We start from the raw sequence: 14,876 nt of genomic DNA, 5'->3' as shown, positions 1-14,876 counted from the left end.
CGCTCATCCTTTATATAAGCAATAGTTATGCCAACTCTACATTATTGATAAGTAAATGTACGGAGAACGCTATTACATAAACAAAAAAAATATTTGTAAGCACTGTATGAAATCCATACATACTATCATATTCATTACTTTTTATATATGTAAACACGCTTTTATTGGTGCAAACACACAAAAACCGCCAATTATTCGGCGGTTTTGTCGTACTTACTCAATTTATATTGAAGCGTTTGGCGAGGGATACCTAACATTTTTGCAGCTTGTAATATATTGCCTTCCGTTTCAAGTAACGCTTGATCTATTAATTCCTTTTCCGTTTGATGAAGTGCTTCTCTAAGTGGCAATATGCTCTTCTTCTTTGGCAGATTCTCTTTCCGAAATGTACGCGGTAAACAATTGGCTGTTAGTGTATCCCTTTCTGCAATAATGACAGCATGTTCAATTGTATGTTTTAGCTCACGAACATTGCCAGGCCATTGATAAGCTTGTAGTCTTTCTTTCGCTTCCTTATCCATTTGAAGTACACCTTTTTTATAACTTTTATTATATTCGTTCAAAAAATAAGACGCTAATAATAATACATCCTCAGTTCTTTCACGTAGCGGCGGAATATATAATGAAAAGACATTTAATCGATAATATAAATCCGTACGAATTTTATTCTCTCTTAAACATACTTCTGGTGGCTGATTCATTGCGGTAATAACGCGAACATCTACTTTTCTCGTCTTATTATCACCAATTCGACGAATTACACCATCTTCTAATACACGTAGCATTTTCGCTTGTAAATCGAGAGGCATTGAATTCAGTTCGTCTAAAAACAATGTCCCACCATCTACAAGTTCAAATAATCCCGCTCGTTCAATTGCCCCAGTATAGCTACCTTTCGTCGTTCCGAATAATAAACTTTCTAATAACGACTCTGGCAAAGCTGCGCAGTTTTGTGCAATAAATGGCTTGTTCTTCCGTTTAGAAGCTTCATGAATCGCTTGTACAAATAACTCTTTCCCTGTTCCTGTTTCCCCATATATTAAAACATTTGCATCAGTTGGCGCTACTTTTTGTGCTAATTCTTTCGTCTGTTTAAATCTAGCATCATCCGTCACGATCGTCTCAAATGCAACATGCTTTTTAATTGCTTTTTTTCTAGATGACCGCTTTATTTTTGACTGCAAATCTACAATTGTATCCGTAAGTTTTTGAACTGTAGAATAGTCCTTTGCAATTTCAACAGCTCCAGCAATATTTCCATCTATAAAAATAGGTAACGTCGTATTTACTGTACAAATGTCTTCCCCATTTAAATTTTGATAATGCTGAACTTGATGAACAATTGGTTTTTTTGTATCTAACACTTTCATTAACGTACTCGTTTCCCTAGATAAAGAAGGAAACGCTTCTAACAAATGTTTTCCTAACACTTTTTCAATTTTTGACCCATCGTGTTTTGCAGCTACAGTATTATAAAAAATTGTAATACCATTTTCATCTACTGCGTGTATAGCCTCATCAATACTGCCCAAAATCGCTTCAATGACTTCTTGTGTCGAAACTGCTAGCAATGTCATCCCCCCTTTTGCCGAAAATCCAGCAATCACACGCCGAATTTCCGGCATACCTATATGCGATTATAAGCATGACGATTCCGTTCTATTTTTTATACCGTACTATTTAGACAAATCTTTCACCCATATATTCATATCTTCCAGCTTATCGAAAATGTAGCAATTGTTCGCCAGTCTTCCTGTATACGTATAACCTAACTGATGAAAGGCCGCATTCATTCCGAAAGAAAGCGATCGAGCAATTGTATAGGAGCAGAAAATCGATTTTTCTTGCAGTTCTTCTTCTAACTTAATTAGTAAACTTTTCATAAACCCATGCTTACGATATTCGGGTAAAGTAGCACAATTTGTTAATTCTGCATTTCCTTCTTTTATATTCATTTCTGCAGATGCTGTACTAATTATTTTCCCCTCGAATTCGTACACATAGTATATTGTATCGTCTTCCTTCATCGTTTGTTTTACATAACTCGCTTCGTTTAAAGGCGTCGGATAAACTTCAAATACTTTTCCAAAGACAGCTGCTAATTCTTCCGCATCCACTTCTGTCGCTTTTCTTAATAAAAATTTCTCTGGGACTATTTTTTCCTTTACTTCTTTTGCTTTAACACCGCTTAAAATGGTATCTTCCTCAGCCCAATGAATACTATTTCGTCTTTCATCACTAATAAATTTCACGAAGAAGTATGCATCGTGACCTTGAAAATAATGCGGTATTGTTGCTTCCAATAAAAAACCGAAAGAGAGCCATGTAGAAACATGCTCTCCCTTTCCTTTAATAATACATTTAGTGAAAGAATGCTTCTCTGCTAATTCGTCAATTGTTTGGATAATCCTCTCAATATTTCCTGTGTAGTGGTCTACTCGAATACGTTTATTAAAATAGTCTAAAACACCTTCAACTGTATAGCCATTCGTCTGTTCTCTAAAAGATTCATAGTATTTCATTTTTTCACCTCACACCAATCTAGTAATGTACATGCAATTATTTTTGCGGCAGCTATCATTTTATCAACTTCTATATATTCGTTTGGATAATGTGCTACTTTCGTCTCTCCTGGACCAAATACTATCGTTGGTACGTTAGCGATTTGTGTAAATAAACCTCCATCAGTCCCCCACGGAGATGCTTCAATAATTGGTTTGTTCCCTTCGATTTCAACAAAGTTATGCTCTAGTGTCGTAATTAACTCATGATTTTCTTCTAGTTCACCAGGAACCCATCTCGCTCCAAACCACTCTACTTCTACAGGATTTTCAACAAACCAATTGTCCACATCATTTAATTCAGCGATCCAATTCTCAAACTCTTCTTTTGCTGCCTCTATAGTCTCATTCGGCGCAATACCACATCTTCCTTCTAAATTTAATGAATCAGGAACAGAACTTGGCCAGCTCCCTCCTTCAATTTTCCCAATATTAATTGGAATTGGAATCGGGATTCCTTTAAATAACGGGTCTGTAATTCGGGTATTTCTCTTCTCCTCCAATTTTCTCAAATGATCTACAACAAACATACTTTTTTCAATTGCACTTACTCCTTCATAACGTGTACCACCGTGTGCTGCTTTGCCTTTCACATGTAGACGAAACCACATGGACCCTTGTTGTTTCGGGAAAAACTTCATATTTGTCGGTTCTGGAATAATGACACCATCTGCTTTATATCCTCGTAATATAGTCGCTAATGTTCCTGCCCCGCCGCTCTCTTCTTCTATTACACTTTGAAAATAAATATCTCCTTTTAATTCGATACCAGATTCAATAATGGCTTCCATCGCAAGCATCAGTGCGACATTGCCGCCTTTCATATCCGTTGTTCCACGACCATATATACGATTCCCTATTTGCTCACCACTATAAGGGTGATGGTCCCACTGATTCACATCTCCTTCTGGTACGACATCAATATGTCCATTTAATATCATAGATTTCCCGTCGCCACTTCCTTTTAAAGTTGCCACTATGTTCGGGCTATCTGAAAAACTTGTACGCGGTGATACAAAATAAGGATGATCTTTCATTTTAGAAAATGAAGGTTCCCAAATATCAAGATCTAAACCTAGCTCACGTAATTTTTCAATCACAATCGCCTGCGCACCACTTTCATCACCAGATACGCTTTTTTCTTGAATTAATCGTTTTAAAAATTTTACACTTTCCTCTTCATGACTCTCGATATAATCACAAATTTTCTTTTTTAATTGCTCCATATATTACATCTCCCCTCATTCGATTACTAGTAAGTTAGAGCCAATTTTAAAATCAGCTTCTGTATGTTGTTTTATATCTTCCACTGTGTATGGACTCATTAATTCTTGTAAAATGAGTCCACCCTGCGTCACTTCCATAACTGCCATATCCGTAATAATTAAATCTACACATTTCTTTGAAGTTAATGGTAATGTACACTCCGAAACAATCTTTGCATTTCCGTATTTATCGACATGATTCATCACAACAACGACCCGCTTCGCTTTTTGTGCCAAATCCATCGCTCCCCCAATACCTGGAACGCGTTTTCCTGGTACAATCCAGTTCGCTAAATCACCATTCTCACTTACTTGTAATGAACCAAGGATCGTTATGTCTAATAAACCTTTTCGAATCATCCCAAACGCTGTGCAACTATCAAAATAACTCGCTCCTGTAATAAGAGAAGTCGGTAAACCTGCTGCGTTACATAAATTTTCGTCTTCATTCCCTTTTCTTGGCGTAGGTCCCATACCTACAATTCCATTTTCCGCATGAAACATAACATTTATATCGTCAGGAAGATGATTCGGTACAAGCGATGGTATACCAATACCTAAATTTACAATCATACCATTTTGTATTTCTTTCGCCGCGCGCCTAGCAATCTTATCTCTCACTTCTACGCCCATACCCATTTCCAATTCACTCCTTCCGACGGTACGATATAATTTACAAATACTCCTGGGACAACAATTTCTTCTGGATCTAAACTTCCAAGTGGAACGATTTCTTCTGCTTCTACAATCGTTATATCCCCTGCCATAGCTACGTGAGGATTCATATTACGAGCACTTTTATCAAACACAAGATTACCAAACGGATCCGCTTTTTTCGCATATACAATTGCAACCTCAGCAGTTAATGCTGTTTCAACTAAATATGTCTTGCCATTCATTTCAACTGTACGTTTTCCCTCTTCTACAATCGTATCAACACCTACATCAACTAATACACCTCCAAGTCCTACACCACCAGCGCGAATACGCTCTGCTAATGTTCCTTGAGGAGAAAACTCGATTTGTAACCTTCCTTCGTTTAGCTGTCTTCCTGCATTTGGATTTGAACCAATATGTGAAGTAATTAATGATTTTACTCTTTCATTCGTAACAAGACGACCAATTCCTACATCAGGAAATCCCGTGTCATTTCCTATTAAATTTAAATTTGTAACTCCTTTTTCTAAAATCGCCTGTATTAAAGATGGAGGGGATCCAATCCCCCCAAATCCTCCAAACATTAATGTCATATCATCGTGGAACAAAGAAATTACTTCCTCTATCTCTTTTAATTTATCGAATGTATTCGTAATAGTTGTCATGCGATACTATGCCCTCCTTTTTGCATCATTTCTTCTACACTTTTTGCAAAAATTGAAAGTAATTCATCTAACTCGGAATATGTAGTTGTCATCGGCGGTGCTACAAGCAGTGCACTATCTTCTTTTCCTGCTTGCCCTGACACAGCTTGGTATAATAGAAGACCATTTTTAGCTGCAACCGAAATAAGTTCCGACGCTTTTGTAAACGGTTGCAATTCTACTCCAATCAGCAACCCTTTTCCGCGCACATCAGCAATGATTGTCGATTGTTGCTGAACTTTCTGTAGTCCTTTTATTAAATACTCTCCCTTTTCTGCTGTTTTTTCAGGTAGATTATGTTTCTCCATATATTCAATAACAGCTAGAGCTGTTGCTGCAGATAATGGATTTGCACTTAACGTATGCCCACTCATTACAGAACGCGATCCACGTAAAATTGGCTCCATAACACGGTCACTTACAATCGTCGCTGCCATCGGTGTATATCCAGCTCCTAAACCTTTACCAAGAGTCATAATATCCGGTTCTACACCCCAATGCTCCATCGCAAACCATGCGCCAGTACGACCAAGCCCTGTCATTACTTCATCAGCAATAAATAAAATATCGTAATGACTACAAATATCTTTAATGACTTTATAATATTCTTTCGGCGGAACGACTGCTCCTCCAGCTGCTCCGATAATTGGTTCAGCGATAAAAGCTGCGATATGTTCTGCACCAATTCTTTCAATTGATCTTTCTAGTTCAGTCGCACAAGCAAGCTGACAAGTTGGATATACCTTTTGCACCGGACATCTAAAACAATATGGAGCTGGAATAGTTGGATAATCTTCTAAAATTGACACGAAACGTTGTCTGCGCAGTGGATGCCCAGACATTGATAAGGCTCCCATCGTAATACCGTGATAACTCATCCATCGTGACAAAATTTTATGCTTCCCTTGAATACCTCGCTCTTGAAAATGCTGGATTGCAATTTTCATAGCTGTTTCATTTGCTTCCGTACCACTATTCACAAAAAAGCTCCAGTTCAAATCTCCTACACTTAAATCGCTTAATTTCTTCGCTAATTTTTCAGCTGGTTCACTCGTGAACTGTGATCTATAAACGAAAGCAATCTCCTCTGCTTGCTTTTTTATAACATCTGCAATCTCCTTTACGCCATGCCCAATACCTGCCGTAATTGCCCCTGACGAGCCATCAAAATATTTATTTCCGTTTTGATCATACAAATACACACCTTTTCCATGTGAAATCATTGGATACGGCTGACCAACAAGTGGTTTAATTAAGTAATCGCGCATAGCGCTCCCCCATTTCTCCAATTTGTATATATATATGAAGAAAATTGACGTTTCTTTCATAAAAAAGAACCCTCTGCGAAAGCAGTGATTTTATCAAAAAACTATTATAAAATATACAAATGAGTGCTAAATATTAATTTCGAAAACAGAAAATTCAGAACTTAAAATGAAGACCAACCCTTATCTATACGCTCCAATAACCCTCCTTTATATAAAATAAACGCTTCACTACATATTTTCTTAACATAATATCAGCTTCCCTCAATTGCCGACATTGTGTAAACTTCGACGAAACTCCCTTTAAACTCCTTCCTATTCTCCTACTTTATATTGCATATTTTCAAACAAATATCGACAATTAATCCTACTAAATGCATAGCAATTATTTTTATAGAAACCTATATTTCACATACATTCTCCTCCGTTTTATACAATAAAAAAAGAACCGATTAACCACATTAATCAGTTCGGCACGACGCTCTTTTATCGGTTAATACTGCCACTTGCTAACGTAAATAGAAAAAATAATGTTACAAATTCAAGATTCATCCTACATCGTAAAGCACAAAACCTTCCATAACTCCATTCACAATTCCTTTTTGGATATCCCCATCCCAATATTTTATTCCTTTCCTTATATTTAAACTACCTTTCCTTTATAATTTATGTAGGACAATTATCACTTTGTATGTGTATTTGCCCATTATTAAAAAAATCCCTAGTTTCCTAAGGATTTTTGGACATGTTTTCGATATGTTACTTCATACGCTCTTAAGGTTTTTTATTTCGAAATATACATTGTAATCGGTACATCATCATCCAACATAGATGATATATTGCTGTATACTCTAGAAAATTATAAGGCTCTTTCGCCTAAAAAACACTTATCCATAAGCAATACTCTTTATTAATTTTCAACTTTTCTCCTTCAAAAAACAATTTTTTCGCATAACCTCTTTCTTGTTAAGCATATAGTTTTAATGATGACAAAGGAGGAATATTCATGTCTCAATCTGAAATCGAAAAATATGGACAAGAAGCTGCACGTTACGAACAGCTCGCTCGTTACTATCAATTTAAAAATCCGAAAAAATATGTAGAACTATATATGAAATATTACGATGCGCTTACGAAACTGGTACAGGCGTATGAAAAAAGAGATTCACAAGAAGCTGCTTTACCGTCACACATACGTTTTTTTCACTCTGCTTCAAATACACCTGCGGTTGACATTTTAGTAAACGGGCAAAAAGTTATTAAAAATATTTCATTTAAACAATTTAGTCCCTATTTAACATTAGTGCAAGGTAAATACCGTATAGATATTGTCCCTGTTGGAAATGAAACTCCCATCTTTTCAGCTTTAGTACCAATAATGGGGAATCACACTTATACTTTTTCCGCAATAAATAGTGATAATCATCTACAATTACAACCTATGCTTGATAATACACATTTACCAGCTGGTCAAGCAAAAATACGCTTTGCACATTTTTCTCCAGATACCCCTGTTGTAAATGTAGATTTAAAAGGTGGAGATCATTTATTTGAAAATGTACTCTTTAAACAAATAACAGATTTTTTGGAAGTTAGTCCTGGTACAGCAGATATTGAAGTTTCACTCGCCGATAATCCCAGCGTCTTACTAACTATACCGAATTTCAAAGTCGAACCGAACATCATATATACAATTTCACTTTTAGGTTATTCAACTAAAGATCCTAAATTAGAAGCCGTTATACTTACGAATTAAAACAGTCTACACCATTCATTTGGTGTAGACTGTTTATTTTTGAAATACAATTTGAAATTCTGTCCATTCGTTATCTGAACGGCACATGATAGACCCATTATGTTTTTCTACAATTTGTTTACATACAAATAATCCAATACCAGTTCCTAACTTTTTAGTAGTTACAAATGGTTCGAAAATCATTTCTACACTTTCAGCTGGAATCATTGGCCCATTATTTTTTATCACAATTCGAATCGATTGATCTTCTTCAAATACATCAATGATAATTTTCCGTTCTTCTTTCATTGATTCTAGAGCGTCAATTGAGTTCATTAATATATTTAAAAATACTTGTCTCACTTCACTCCGATAGCCAACAAGTGGAATTGGATACGGTAAATTCTTTTCAATCGAAACATTTGCATTGACCAAACTCGGATATAAGAACTGTATAATATCTTGAAACAAATCATTAAGCCAAAATTGTTCTGATTCATTCCACATTTCTTTTTTCGATACGAGTAAAAATTGCGAAATACGAAAATTTAATTGGTCTAATTCATGAGAAATAATATCTAAATAAGATAAACTTGGATGGTCTGCCTTTAATAATTTAACAAATCCCATAATTGAAGTGAGTGGGTTACGGAATTCATGTACAAAACTTGCTGACATTTGCCCTAAAATCGTCAGCCTTTCTTTATGTGTTTCGTTAATATATTGCTGTTTTTCCTCTAAATTTTTTGATATAATTTCCGAGTATTTTAAAACAGTATAATAAATTAATTTATCAAAACAAGTATGTATTTGGGCCATAATCGGTTTCAATTCACGTGCGCTAACATCTAATTCACACATCGCTTCGAAAAGTTCATTTCTTCCCACATTTGCATTATAGACAAAGTCTCCAATATTCGCATCTGCCCCTGCACGTTCAATAGCAATTTTCTCGCATAATGGCTGAAGATAATCTATATCTTTTTCTTCCATAGTAAGTTCGATAATTAACTCTAATAAATCCTCTCCATTTTGAACTGCTTCTAGTTTAAATGGATCTTTATCGGAAATTATCATTTTGTTTTTCCAGTTCTCAACGAATTGGTGCCTGTTGTTTTTCAAGTGCGAACAAAATACTTCTTTAATATCCTTATCGATTGGAAAAACCCCCATTCCCTCCATTTCCATGCGACGAACACCCTTTATATTTTGAATATTAACACAAAAAATGCGATTAGTTAATAGATTATTGTCACATTTTGTTAATATGTGTTGATAAAATTTTTTAATGTCTTTATTAATTGTTTAGATTGATACATTCCATTTCCCTTCCTTTCATTCAAAGTTTTTTACATTCAATGCGACTTTTTTTTGCATCCTGCTTCATTCTTTCGTACAATAGAAAATGAAAGGTGTGAAAAATATGGTAAATAAAAATGTGGAAGATTATCTCCAAGAAGGCATTTACGGCCAAAAGCAGAACAAACCAGAAGAACGTAATATGTATTTAACTACATTACGTGAGCGTGTAGAAATCGCTTTAACTATCGGTCAAGTAATGCAAAGTAATGTATATTCTGAAGTAGCTAGTAGCATGCGCTCTTCTCAATCATTACAAATATTCCTAAATGGTGGCATTGCTTACCCACATTTATCAAAATACATTAAATTAGCAAATGAAAAAAATGTTCCTTTTACAATTGTTCAAAATAAAGGCATAGAAACACCAATCGGTTTAGTATTATCTCATAGCACTGCTGTTGACAAAGAACAAATTTATGTAGAAGATGCTATTTTCAAACAAGAAATGAAGTAAAAGGTACACTTGGTTAAATTAAATCGTTCCGAGAAACGTAAAACAAACAATAAAAAAACGAGTATGGAATCGTAAACATTTCCTACTCGTTTTTTATTAGGATGTTTAAGCTCGATCTACTTTATTTTTTAATACACACTAATTTCATTTCTGTCATTTCTTCTATTGCATATTTAATTCCTTCACGCCCCGTACCACTTTCCTTAACACCACCGTAAGGCATATGATCTACCCTAAACGTTGGAATATCATTAATCATGACACCACCAACCTCTAGCTCATCAATTGCACGCATTGCTTTAAACAAATTATTTGTAAACACACCTGCTTGTAGACCGTAACGTGAATGATTTACTTGCTCAATTGCCTCATCAAATTCTTTAAATGTATTTACTGTCATGAGTGGACCAAATACTTCTTGGCACTGAACAGATACATACTCTGGAACATTTGTTAATACAGTTGGTTCAAAAATCCTTGCATCACGTTTCTTACCACCGTATAAAACAGTTGCACCTTCCTTAATAGCTTCTTGCACCCACATTTCTATTCGCTCTACATCTTTTTTCGAAATTAAAGCCGATACGTCCGTTTCTTCCAGCAATGGATCACCTACAACAACTGTTTCCATCGCTTTCTTTAGCTTTGAAAGAAATTCATCCATTCTCTTTTCATGTACAAAAACACGTTGTACCGAAATACAAACTTGTCCATTGTTTACAAATGCTCCCCATTTTACACGTTCAATTACTTCATCTGTTAATTCTACATCTTCATCAATAATAACAGCAGCATTTGATCCCAGTTCCAACGTAACTCGCTTTAACCCAGCCTTTGCCTTAATTCCAATTCCAACTTTCGGACTTCCCGTAAAAGTAATGGAAGCAACATCATCATTTGTAACTATCGCCTCACCTACAGTTGAACCGGGACCAGAAATAATATTTAAAGCTCCTTTTGGCAATCCTGCCTCTTCAAATAATTCAACTAATGCGTAAGACGATAATGGCGTTTGATCAGCTGGTTTTAGCACAACTGTATTTCCGGCAGCAATTGCAGGGCCGACTTTATGTGCCACTAAATTTAATGGGAAATTAAATGGTGTAATAGCTCCTATAACCCCTATCGGTTTTCGTATTGTGTATGCAATACGCCCATCTGCACCAGGTGCTGCATCAAGTGGCAGTGTCTCGCCGTATATACGCTTCGCTTCTTCCGCTGCAAATTTGTATGTCTGAACGGTACGATCTACTTCTCCCCTCGCAGCACGAATTGGTTTTGCAGCCTCTTTTGCAATAATCTCTGCAAATTCTTCTCTTCTTTCATCCATTTTTTGTGCAACCTTCTCTAAAATAGTCGCACGATCATATGCAGATAATGTATTCATTTTTTTCATTGCATTTTTTGCAGCAGTAACAGCCTCTTGTACATCTTCTTCGGTTCCTTGTGCAATTTCCGCTAACGTTTCTTCAGAATATGGTGCGTATAATGGTTTATAAGTGTTTACAGACTTCCAATCTCCATTTATATATAAATGCTTTTTCATAACTCTTCCCCTTCCAAATATATGTATACAACAATATTTCACCTAGTGAAAGGTCTGACTTATGCCATTGTATCATAGCCCTTATTCTGCCAAAAACATTATGCTCAAAAAAACCCTGCCATATAGCAGAGTCTACGAACTAATTTGTTCTTGAAATGGAATTTGTTTTTCATCTTCTAAAATAACAATTGATTCTACAGTTTTTGTAACTTCTAATCTCTTTATATAGTGTCCATCTAATTCTTTTACACAAAACTTATAATTTTCAATTTCAATGAAATCCTCTTCAGCAATTTCTATATTCTTCGTTAAAATCCAACCACCGATTGTATCAACACCATTATCATCAATTGTTAAACCTAATAACGTATTCACTTCACTAACAAGCACTTTTCCCTCTAGTATTGTTTTCGTTTCACTAACTTGTTGAATTTCTGGCTGTTCATCCGTATCAAACTCATCTTGAATATCTCCCACTATTTCTTCTAAAATGTCTTCAACTGTAACAAGTCCAGACGTACCACCGTATTCATCTATCAATATAGCAATATGCGTTCTTTCTTTTTGCATTTTTAAAAATAAGTCGTGTATTGGGATAGAGTCGATAACTAAAATGATTGGCCTAATATATTGCTCTACTTTCTTATTACTTACTGCATTATGCTGCACAAAATCTGTGAAAATATCTTTAAAGTTTACAAAGCCTATTACGTGATCTTTGTCCCCATCTACAACTGGATATCTCGTATATTTTTCCCGAGACATTTTTTGCAAGGCTTCTTCAGCAGGCATTTCTTTACTTATAATATGCATCTCAGTTCGGGGTACCATTATTTCTTTCGCTATACGATCATCAAATTCAAAAATTTTATTTACATATTTATATTCAGATTGATTAATCTCTCCATTTTTGTAACTTTCTGAAACTAACAACCGTAATTCTTCTTCTGAATGAACCTCATCGTGCCCTTTCGGTGGTTTCAGCCCTAACAACTTCGTAATAATTCGGGCTGATCCATTTAGGATCCAAATAAATGGAAACGCCATACGATAAAAGAAAATTAACGGTTTAGCAACAAACAAACTCACTTGTTCAGCTTTTTGAATCGCGAATGTTTTTGGGGCCAATTCCCCTATTACAACATGTAAAAATGTAATAAACAAAAACACTAAAATTACAGCAAAAATGTCTGCTAGTTGAGTAGAAATGTTCAAATTTACAAAAAGCGTGTCAAACATTTGCTTTAACGCCGGTTTACCAAACCACCCAATCCCCAGAGCTGTAACTGTTATTCCTAGCTGACAAGCAGATAAATATTCGTCTAAGTTTGTAATGACTGTTTTGACAGATGTTGCGCGATTATTTCCTTCTGCAATTAAATAGTCAATTCGTGAACTTCGCACTTTAACAATTGCAAATTCTGCTGCGACGAAAAATGCCGTTAAGGCAATTAAAACAATCACTATACTTATACTATATATGTCCAAATACTTCTCCTTACTTACATTGTAAGCAAGGAAGCCACCTCCTACTTAATTTTATTCAAGTGAAGTAAGCATTCTAATACTCTAAAAAAATTCTACATTAGCAACCACCTTTTTATATATTATATGCATACATAAAAAAGATATTTATCATTATGATAATCTAATTCATTTCCCTTAGTCAAATAGTTCTAAATCTTAAGATAAAACATTTTATATAAACGATATATTCTTCACAGCTTCATTTCGTGAAAAAACACTTTCTTTGCCGATTCCACACTTCTTTTGTCACACTAGAAGGGAACTTCCTTCATAGATCGAAATCATTCAACAGGATATATATAGGAGGGATTATTTTGGAATATAAAACACCATTTATCGCAAAAAAATTAGGTGTTAGCCCAAAGGCTGTTGTCCGGATTGCACAACAATTAAATCTTACGATAGAAAAAAATAAATATGGTCACTTTATTTTCACACAAGAAGATTTAGATCAAATGTTAGAATTCCATCTTTCACAAATAGAGCAGTCTCAAAACTCTCACCCTACTCAAAAAACATCATCAAATGATGTTGAAGAATTAAAAACTCAAGTAAATACAATTGTTCAAGACAAATCATCACATGAATTTGAGCAATTAGCAGCTCAATTAAACACTATTACGAGAAGGCTAGATCGAATGGAAGAACAAATGCAAGATAAGGCAAATGATGTTGTTACGTACCAACTTTTACAACATCGCCGTGAAATGGAGGAAATGTTAGAGCGAATTCAAAAGCTAGAAGCTTCCCTGAAGAAAGAAGAACCAATATATATTACTCCCGATTCAAAACCAACATATGAACGAGAAAAGAAGCCGAAGCGCCGCAAAATGATTTTTAGTATATTTGGATTATAATTTTTAGACCCTTATTAAAATAATAAGGGTCTTTTTTCATGAAGAATGACTTCATATTAAAATAGCATTCTCTTTATTATATATATTCATTTCGCTTTATTTTGTTAACATAATATTTTTACTGTATTCTGCGATTAATGCCTGTGCATGAGCATTCCCTTGAATCACATCTCGAAATTCTTTTAAAGAATACAAATGCGTAGCCCCTTTTCGGGCATGAATTCGCACTGGTACACCTTGTAAAGTATCATGAAACTGAAATGGCTTATCTACCGGTTCAATTGGGAAACCGAGTGTTAATAAATACATATACATTCTTTTTGTCACTGCTGCAATATACCATTCCGCTTTCGTTTCTAATGCATGCATAAATAAAATAGCTGTTAGTCTTTTGAAGTGTCCTCTCCCACGAGACGTTTTCGCAATACTCAACTTGCCTATTTCATACACATTTTTCAAATCTTTCACTAAATCATTTTTAGAAAACGGATAGAAAAACTCAGAATTCGATTGCTCTGGTTCCGTATACTTAATACATTCTACTGTACCAATATGATGTTCATCTTCTATTAATAAAAATCGTGATGGATTTAAATTACGTTCTACGAACATTAAGTTTCTTTCTTCACAAAAATCTCCCCATAGTTGCTCGAACCAAAAATGTTCTTCTTTTGTTTGAACACGCTGGAACATATTTACCCGCCTTTCCCATCGCCGCTCTGTTTTTGATAACGCTTTCACTATCTATCATATAAGAACAAATCTTCGTATGCAACTAAAAATATTTATGACTTATTATATTCTGTAAAACGAATTAAATTCCATCTTAATCGTCTTTTATCCCTCATGTACCGTTCTTCTAACAACATACTTATATTACTTTCAAATTCAAATCGTATAAAGTTGTCTTCCATACAGCATATATTTCTTCTTAATCTAAAAA

Annotated in this window: 13 protein-coding genes; 3 read left to right on the top strand and 10 right to left on the bottom strand. The window is 35.0% G+C overall.

The window, feature by feature from the left end; translation table 11 throughout:
- Positions 1 to 191 precede the first annotated feature (191 nt).
- The 6 genes from rocR to DN392_RS19270 all read right to left on the bottom strand — a co-directional run bounded on the left by rocR (position 192) and on the right by DN392_RS19270 (position 6,455).
- Positions 192 to 1,577 (bottom strand): arginine utilization transcriptional regulator RocR, encoded by a 1,386-nt coding sequence (gene rocR, locus DN392_RS19295; RefSeq protein WP_080349946.1) that lies wholly within the window; start codon positions 1,575 to 1,577, stop codon positions 192 to 194.
- A gap of 99 nt (positions 1,578 to 1,676) precedes the next feature.
- Entirely contained in the window at positions 1,677 to 2,522 is an 846-nt protein-coding gene (gene ablB, locus DN392_RS19290) for a putative beta-lysine N-acetyltransferase (protein ID WP_000878612.1), read from the bottom strand.
- Positions 2,519 to 3,787, bottom strand: coding sequence for a peptidase (locus DN392_RS19285; RefSeq protein ID WP_048563106.1), 1,269 nt, complete (start codon positions 3,785 to 3,787; stop codon positions 2,519 to 2,521). The genes ablB and DN392_RS19285 overlap by 4 nt, the downstream gene beginning before the upstream one ends.
- Positions 3,788 to 3,802: 15 nt before the next feature.
- The gene (locus DN392_RS19280; protein ID WP_000525266.1) at positions 3,803 to 4,465 is read right to left on the bottom strand and encodes a CoA transferase subunit B; all 663 of its coding nucleotides are present in this window, start codon (positions 4,463 to 4,465) and stop codon (positions 3,803 to 3,805) included.
- Complete coding sequence (atoD, locus tag DN392_RS19275) at positions 4,450 to 5,148, bottom strand: acetate CoA-transferase subunit alpha (protein WP_000208097.1); 699 nt, start codon at positions 5,146 to 5,148, stop codon at positions 4,450 to 4,452. Before atoD ends, DN392_RS19280 begins: the two co-directional genes overlap by 16 nt.
- Entirely contained in the window at positions 5,145 to 6,455 is a 1,311-nt protein-coding gene (locus DN392_RS19270; RefSeq protein WP_001205889.1) for an aspartate aminotransferase family protein, read from the bottom strand. Before DN392_RS19270 ends, atoD begins: the two co-directional genes overlap by 4 nt.
- A 1,003-nt stretch (positions 6,456 to 7,458) precedes the next feature.
- On the opposite strand from DN392_RS19270, the gene DN392_RS19265 reads away from it, so the two are divergent.
- Positions 7,459 to 8,208: a DUF4397 domain-containing protein gene (locus DN392_RS19265; RefSeq protein WP_000083267.1), complete on the top strand. Its 750-nt coding sequence runs from the start codon at positions 7,459 to 7,461 to the stop codon at positions 8,206 to 8,208.
- 33 nt (positions 8,209 to 8,241) lie between these two features.
- Here DN392_RS19265 and DN392_RS19260 read toward each other — a convergent pair whose 3' ends face one another.
- Positions 8,242 to 9,375, bottom strand: a complete 1,134-nt coding sequence (locus tag DN392_RS19260) for a BA2291 family sporulation histidine kinase (protein WP_000425100.1) — start codon at positions 9,373 to 9,375, stop codon at positions 8,242 to 8,244.
- A 235-nt stretch (positions 9,376 to 9,610) separates the two neighbouring features.
- On the opposite strand from DN392_RS19260, the gene DN392_RS19255 reads away from it, so the two are divergent.
- Complete coding sequence (locus tag DN392_RS19255; protein WP_000247570.1) at positions 9,611 to 10,003, top strand: YueI family protein; 393 nt, start codon at positions 9,611 to 9,613, stop codon at positions 10,001 to 10,003.
- A gap of 121 nt (positions 10,004 to 10,124) precedes the next feature.
- Here the strand turns inward: DN392_RS19255 and DN392_RS19250 are convergent, their stop codons facing one another.
- Together DN392_RS19250 and DN392_RS19245 are read right to left on the bottom strand one after the other, a co-directional pair.
- Entirely contained in the window at positions 10,125 to 11,549 is a 1,425-nt protein-coding gene (locus DN392_RS19250) for an aldehyde dehydrogenase family protein (RefSeq protein ID WP_000716467.1), read from the bottom strand.
- Positions 11,550 to 11,681: 132 nt separating this feature from the next.
- Positions 11,682 to 13,037 carry a hemolysin family protein gene (locus tag DN392_RS19245; RefSeq protein ID WP_002108356.1) on the bottom strand — a complete coding sequence of 452 codons (1,356 nt, stop codon included), beginning with the start codon at positions 13,035 to 13,037 and terminating at the stop codon, positions 11,682 to 11,684.
- Between the two features lie 353 nt (positions 13,038 to 13,390).
- On the opposite strand from DN392_RS19245, the gene racA reads away from it, so the two are divergent.
- The gene (gene racA / locus DN392_RS19240) at positions 13,391 to 13,933 is read left to right on the top strand and encodes a chromosome-anchoring protein RacA (RefSeq protein WP_000456016.1); all 543 of its coding nucleotides are present in this window, start codon (positions 13,391 to 13,393) and stop codon (positions 13,931 to 13,933) included.
- 96 nt (positions 13,934 to 14,029) lie between these two features.
- Here racA and DN392_RS19235 read toward each other — a convergent pair whose 3' ends face one another.
- Positions 14,030 to 14,626 (bottom strand): hypothetical protein, encoded by a 597-nt coding sequence (locus DN392_RS19235; protein WP_000487799.1) that lies wholly within the window; start codon positions 14,624 to 14,626, stop codon positions 14,030 to 14,032.
- Between the last annotated feature and the right edge of the window lie 250 nt (positions 14,627 to 14,876).

Source organism: Bacillus sp. BB51/4 (assembly GCF_008368845.1).
GTDB classification, from domain to species: domain Bacteria; phylum Bacillota; class Bacilli; order Bacillales; family Bacillaceae_G; genus Bacillus_A; species Bacillus_A wiedmannii.
Note: the sequence above shows the minus strand (reverse complement) of the source record. Positions and strands in the feature narration are given on the sequence as shown.

What these genes read in the sequence shown, in the direction of transcription:
- rocR (WP_080349946.1), bottom strand. Translation starts at nt 1,577, where the DNA reads ATGACATTGCTAGCAGTTTCGACACAAGAAGTCATTGAAGCGATTTTG.
- ablB (WP_000878612.1), bottom strand. Translation starts at nt 2,522, where the DNA reads ATGAAATACTATGAATCTTTTAGAGAACAGACGAATGGCTATACAGTT.
- DN392_RS19285 (WP_048563106.1), bottom strand. Translation starts at nt 3,787, where the DNA reads ATGGAGCAATTAAAAAAGAAAATTTGTGATTATATCGAGAGTCATGAA.
- DN392_RS19280 (WP_000525266.1), bottom strand. Translation starts at nt 4,465, where the DNA reads ATGGGTATGGGCGTAGAAGTGAGAGATAAGATTGCTAGGCGCGCGGCG.
- atoD (WP_000208097.1), bottom strand. Translation starts at nt 5,148, where the DNA reads ATGACAACTATTACGAATACATTCGATAAATTAAAAGAGATAGAGGAA.
- DN392_RS19270 (WP_001205889.1), bottom strand. Translation starts at nt 6,455, where the DNA reads ATGCGCGATTACTTAATTAAACCACTTGTTGGTCAGCCGTATCCAATG.
- DN392_RS19265 (WP_000083267.1), top strand. Translation starts at nt 7,459, where the DNA reads ATGTCTCAATCTGAAATCGAAAAATATGGACAAGAAGCTGCACGTTAC.
- DN392_RS19260 (WP_000425100.1), bottom strand. Translation starts at nt 9,375, where the DNA reads ATGGAAATGGAGGGAATGGGGGTTTTTCCAATCGATAAGGATATTAAA.
- DN392_RS19255 (WP_000247570.1), top strand. Translation starts at nt 9,611, where the DNA reads ATGGTAAATAAAAATGTGGAAGATTATCTCCAAGAAGGCATTTACGGC.
- DN392_RS19250 (WP_000716467.1), bottom strand. Translation starts at nt 11,549, where the DNA reads ATGAAAAAGCATTTATATATAAATGGAGATTGGAAGTCTGTAAACACT.
- DN392_RS19235 (WP_000487799.1), bottom strand. Translation starts at nt 14,626, where the DNA reads ATGTTCCAGCGTGTTCAAACAAAAGAAGAACATTTTTGGTTCGAGCAA.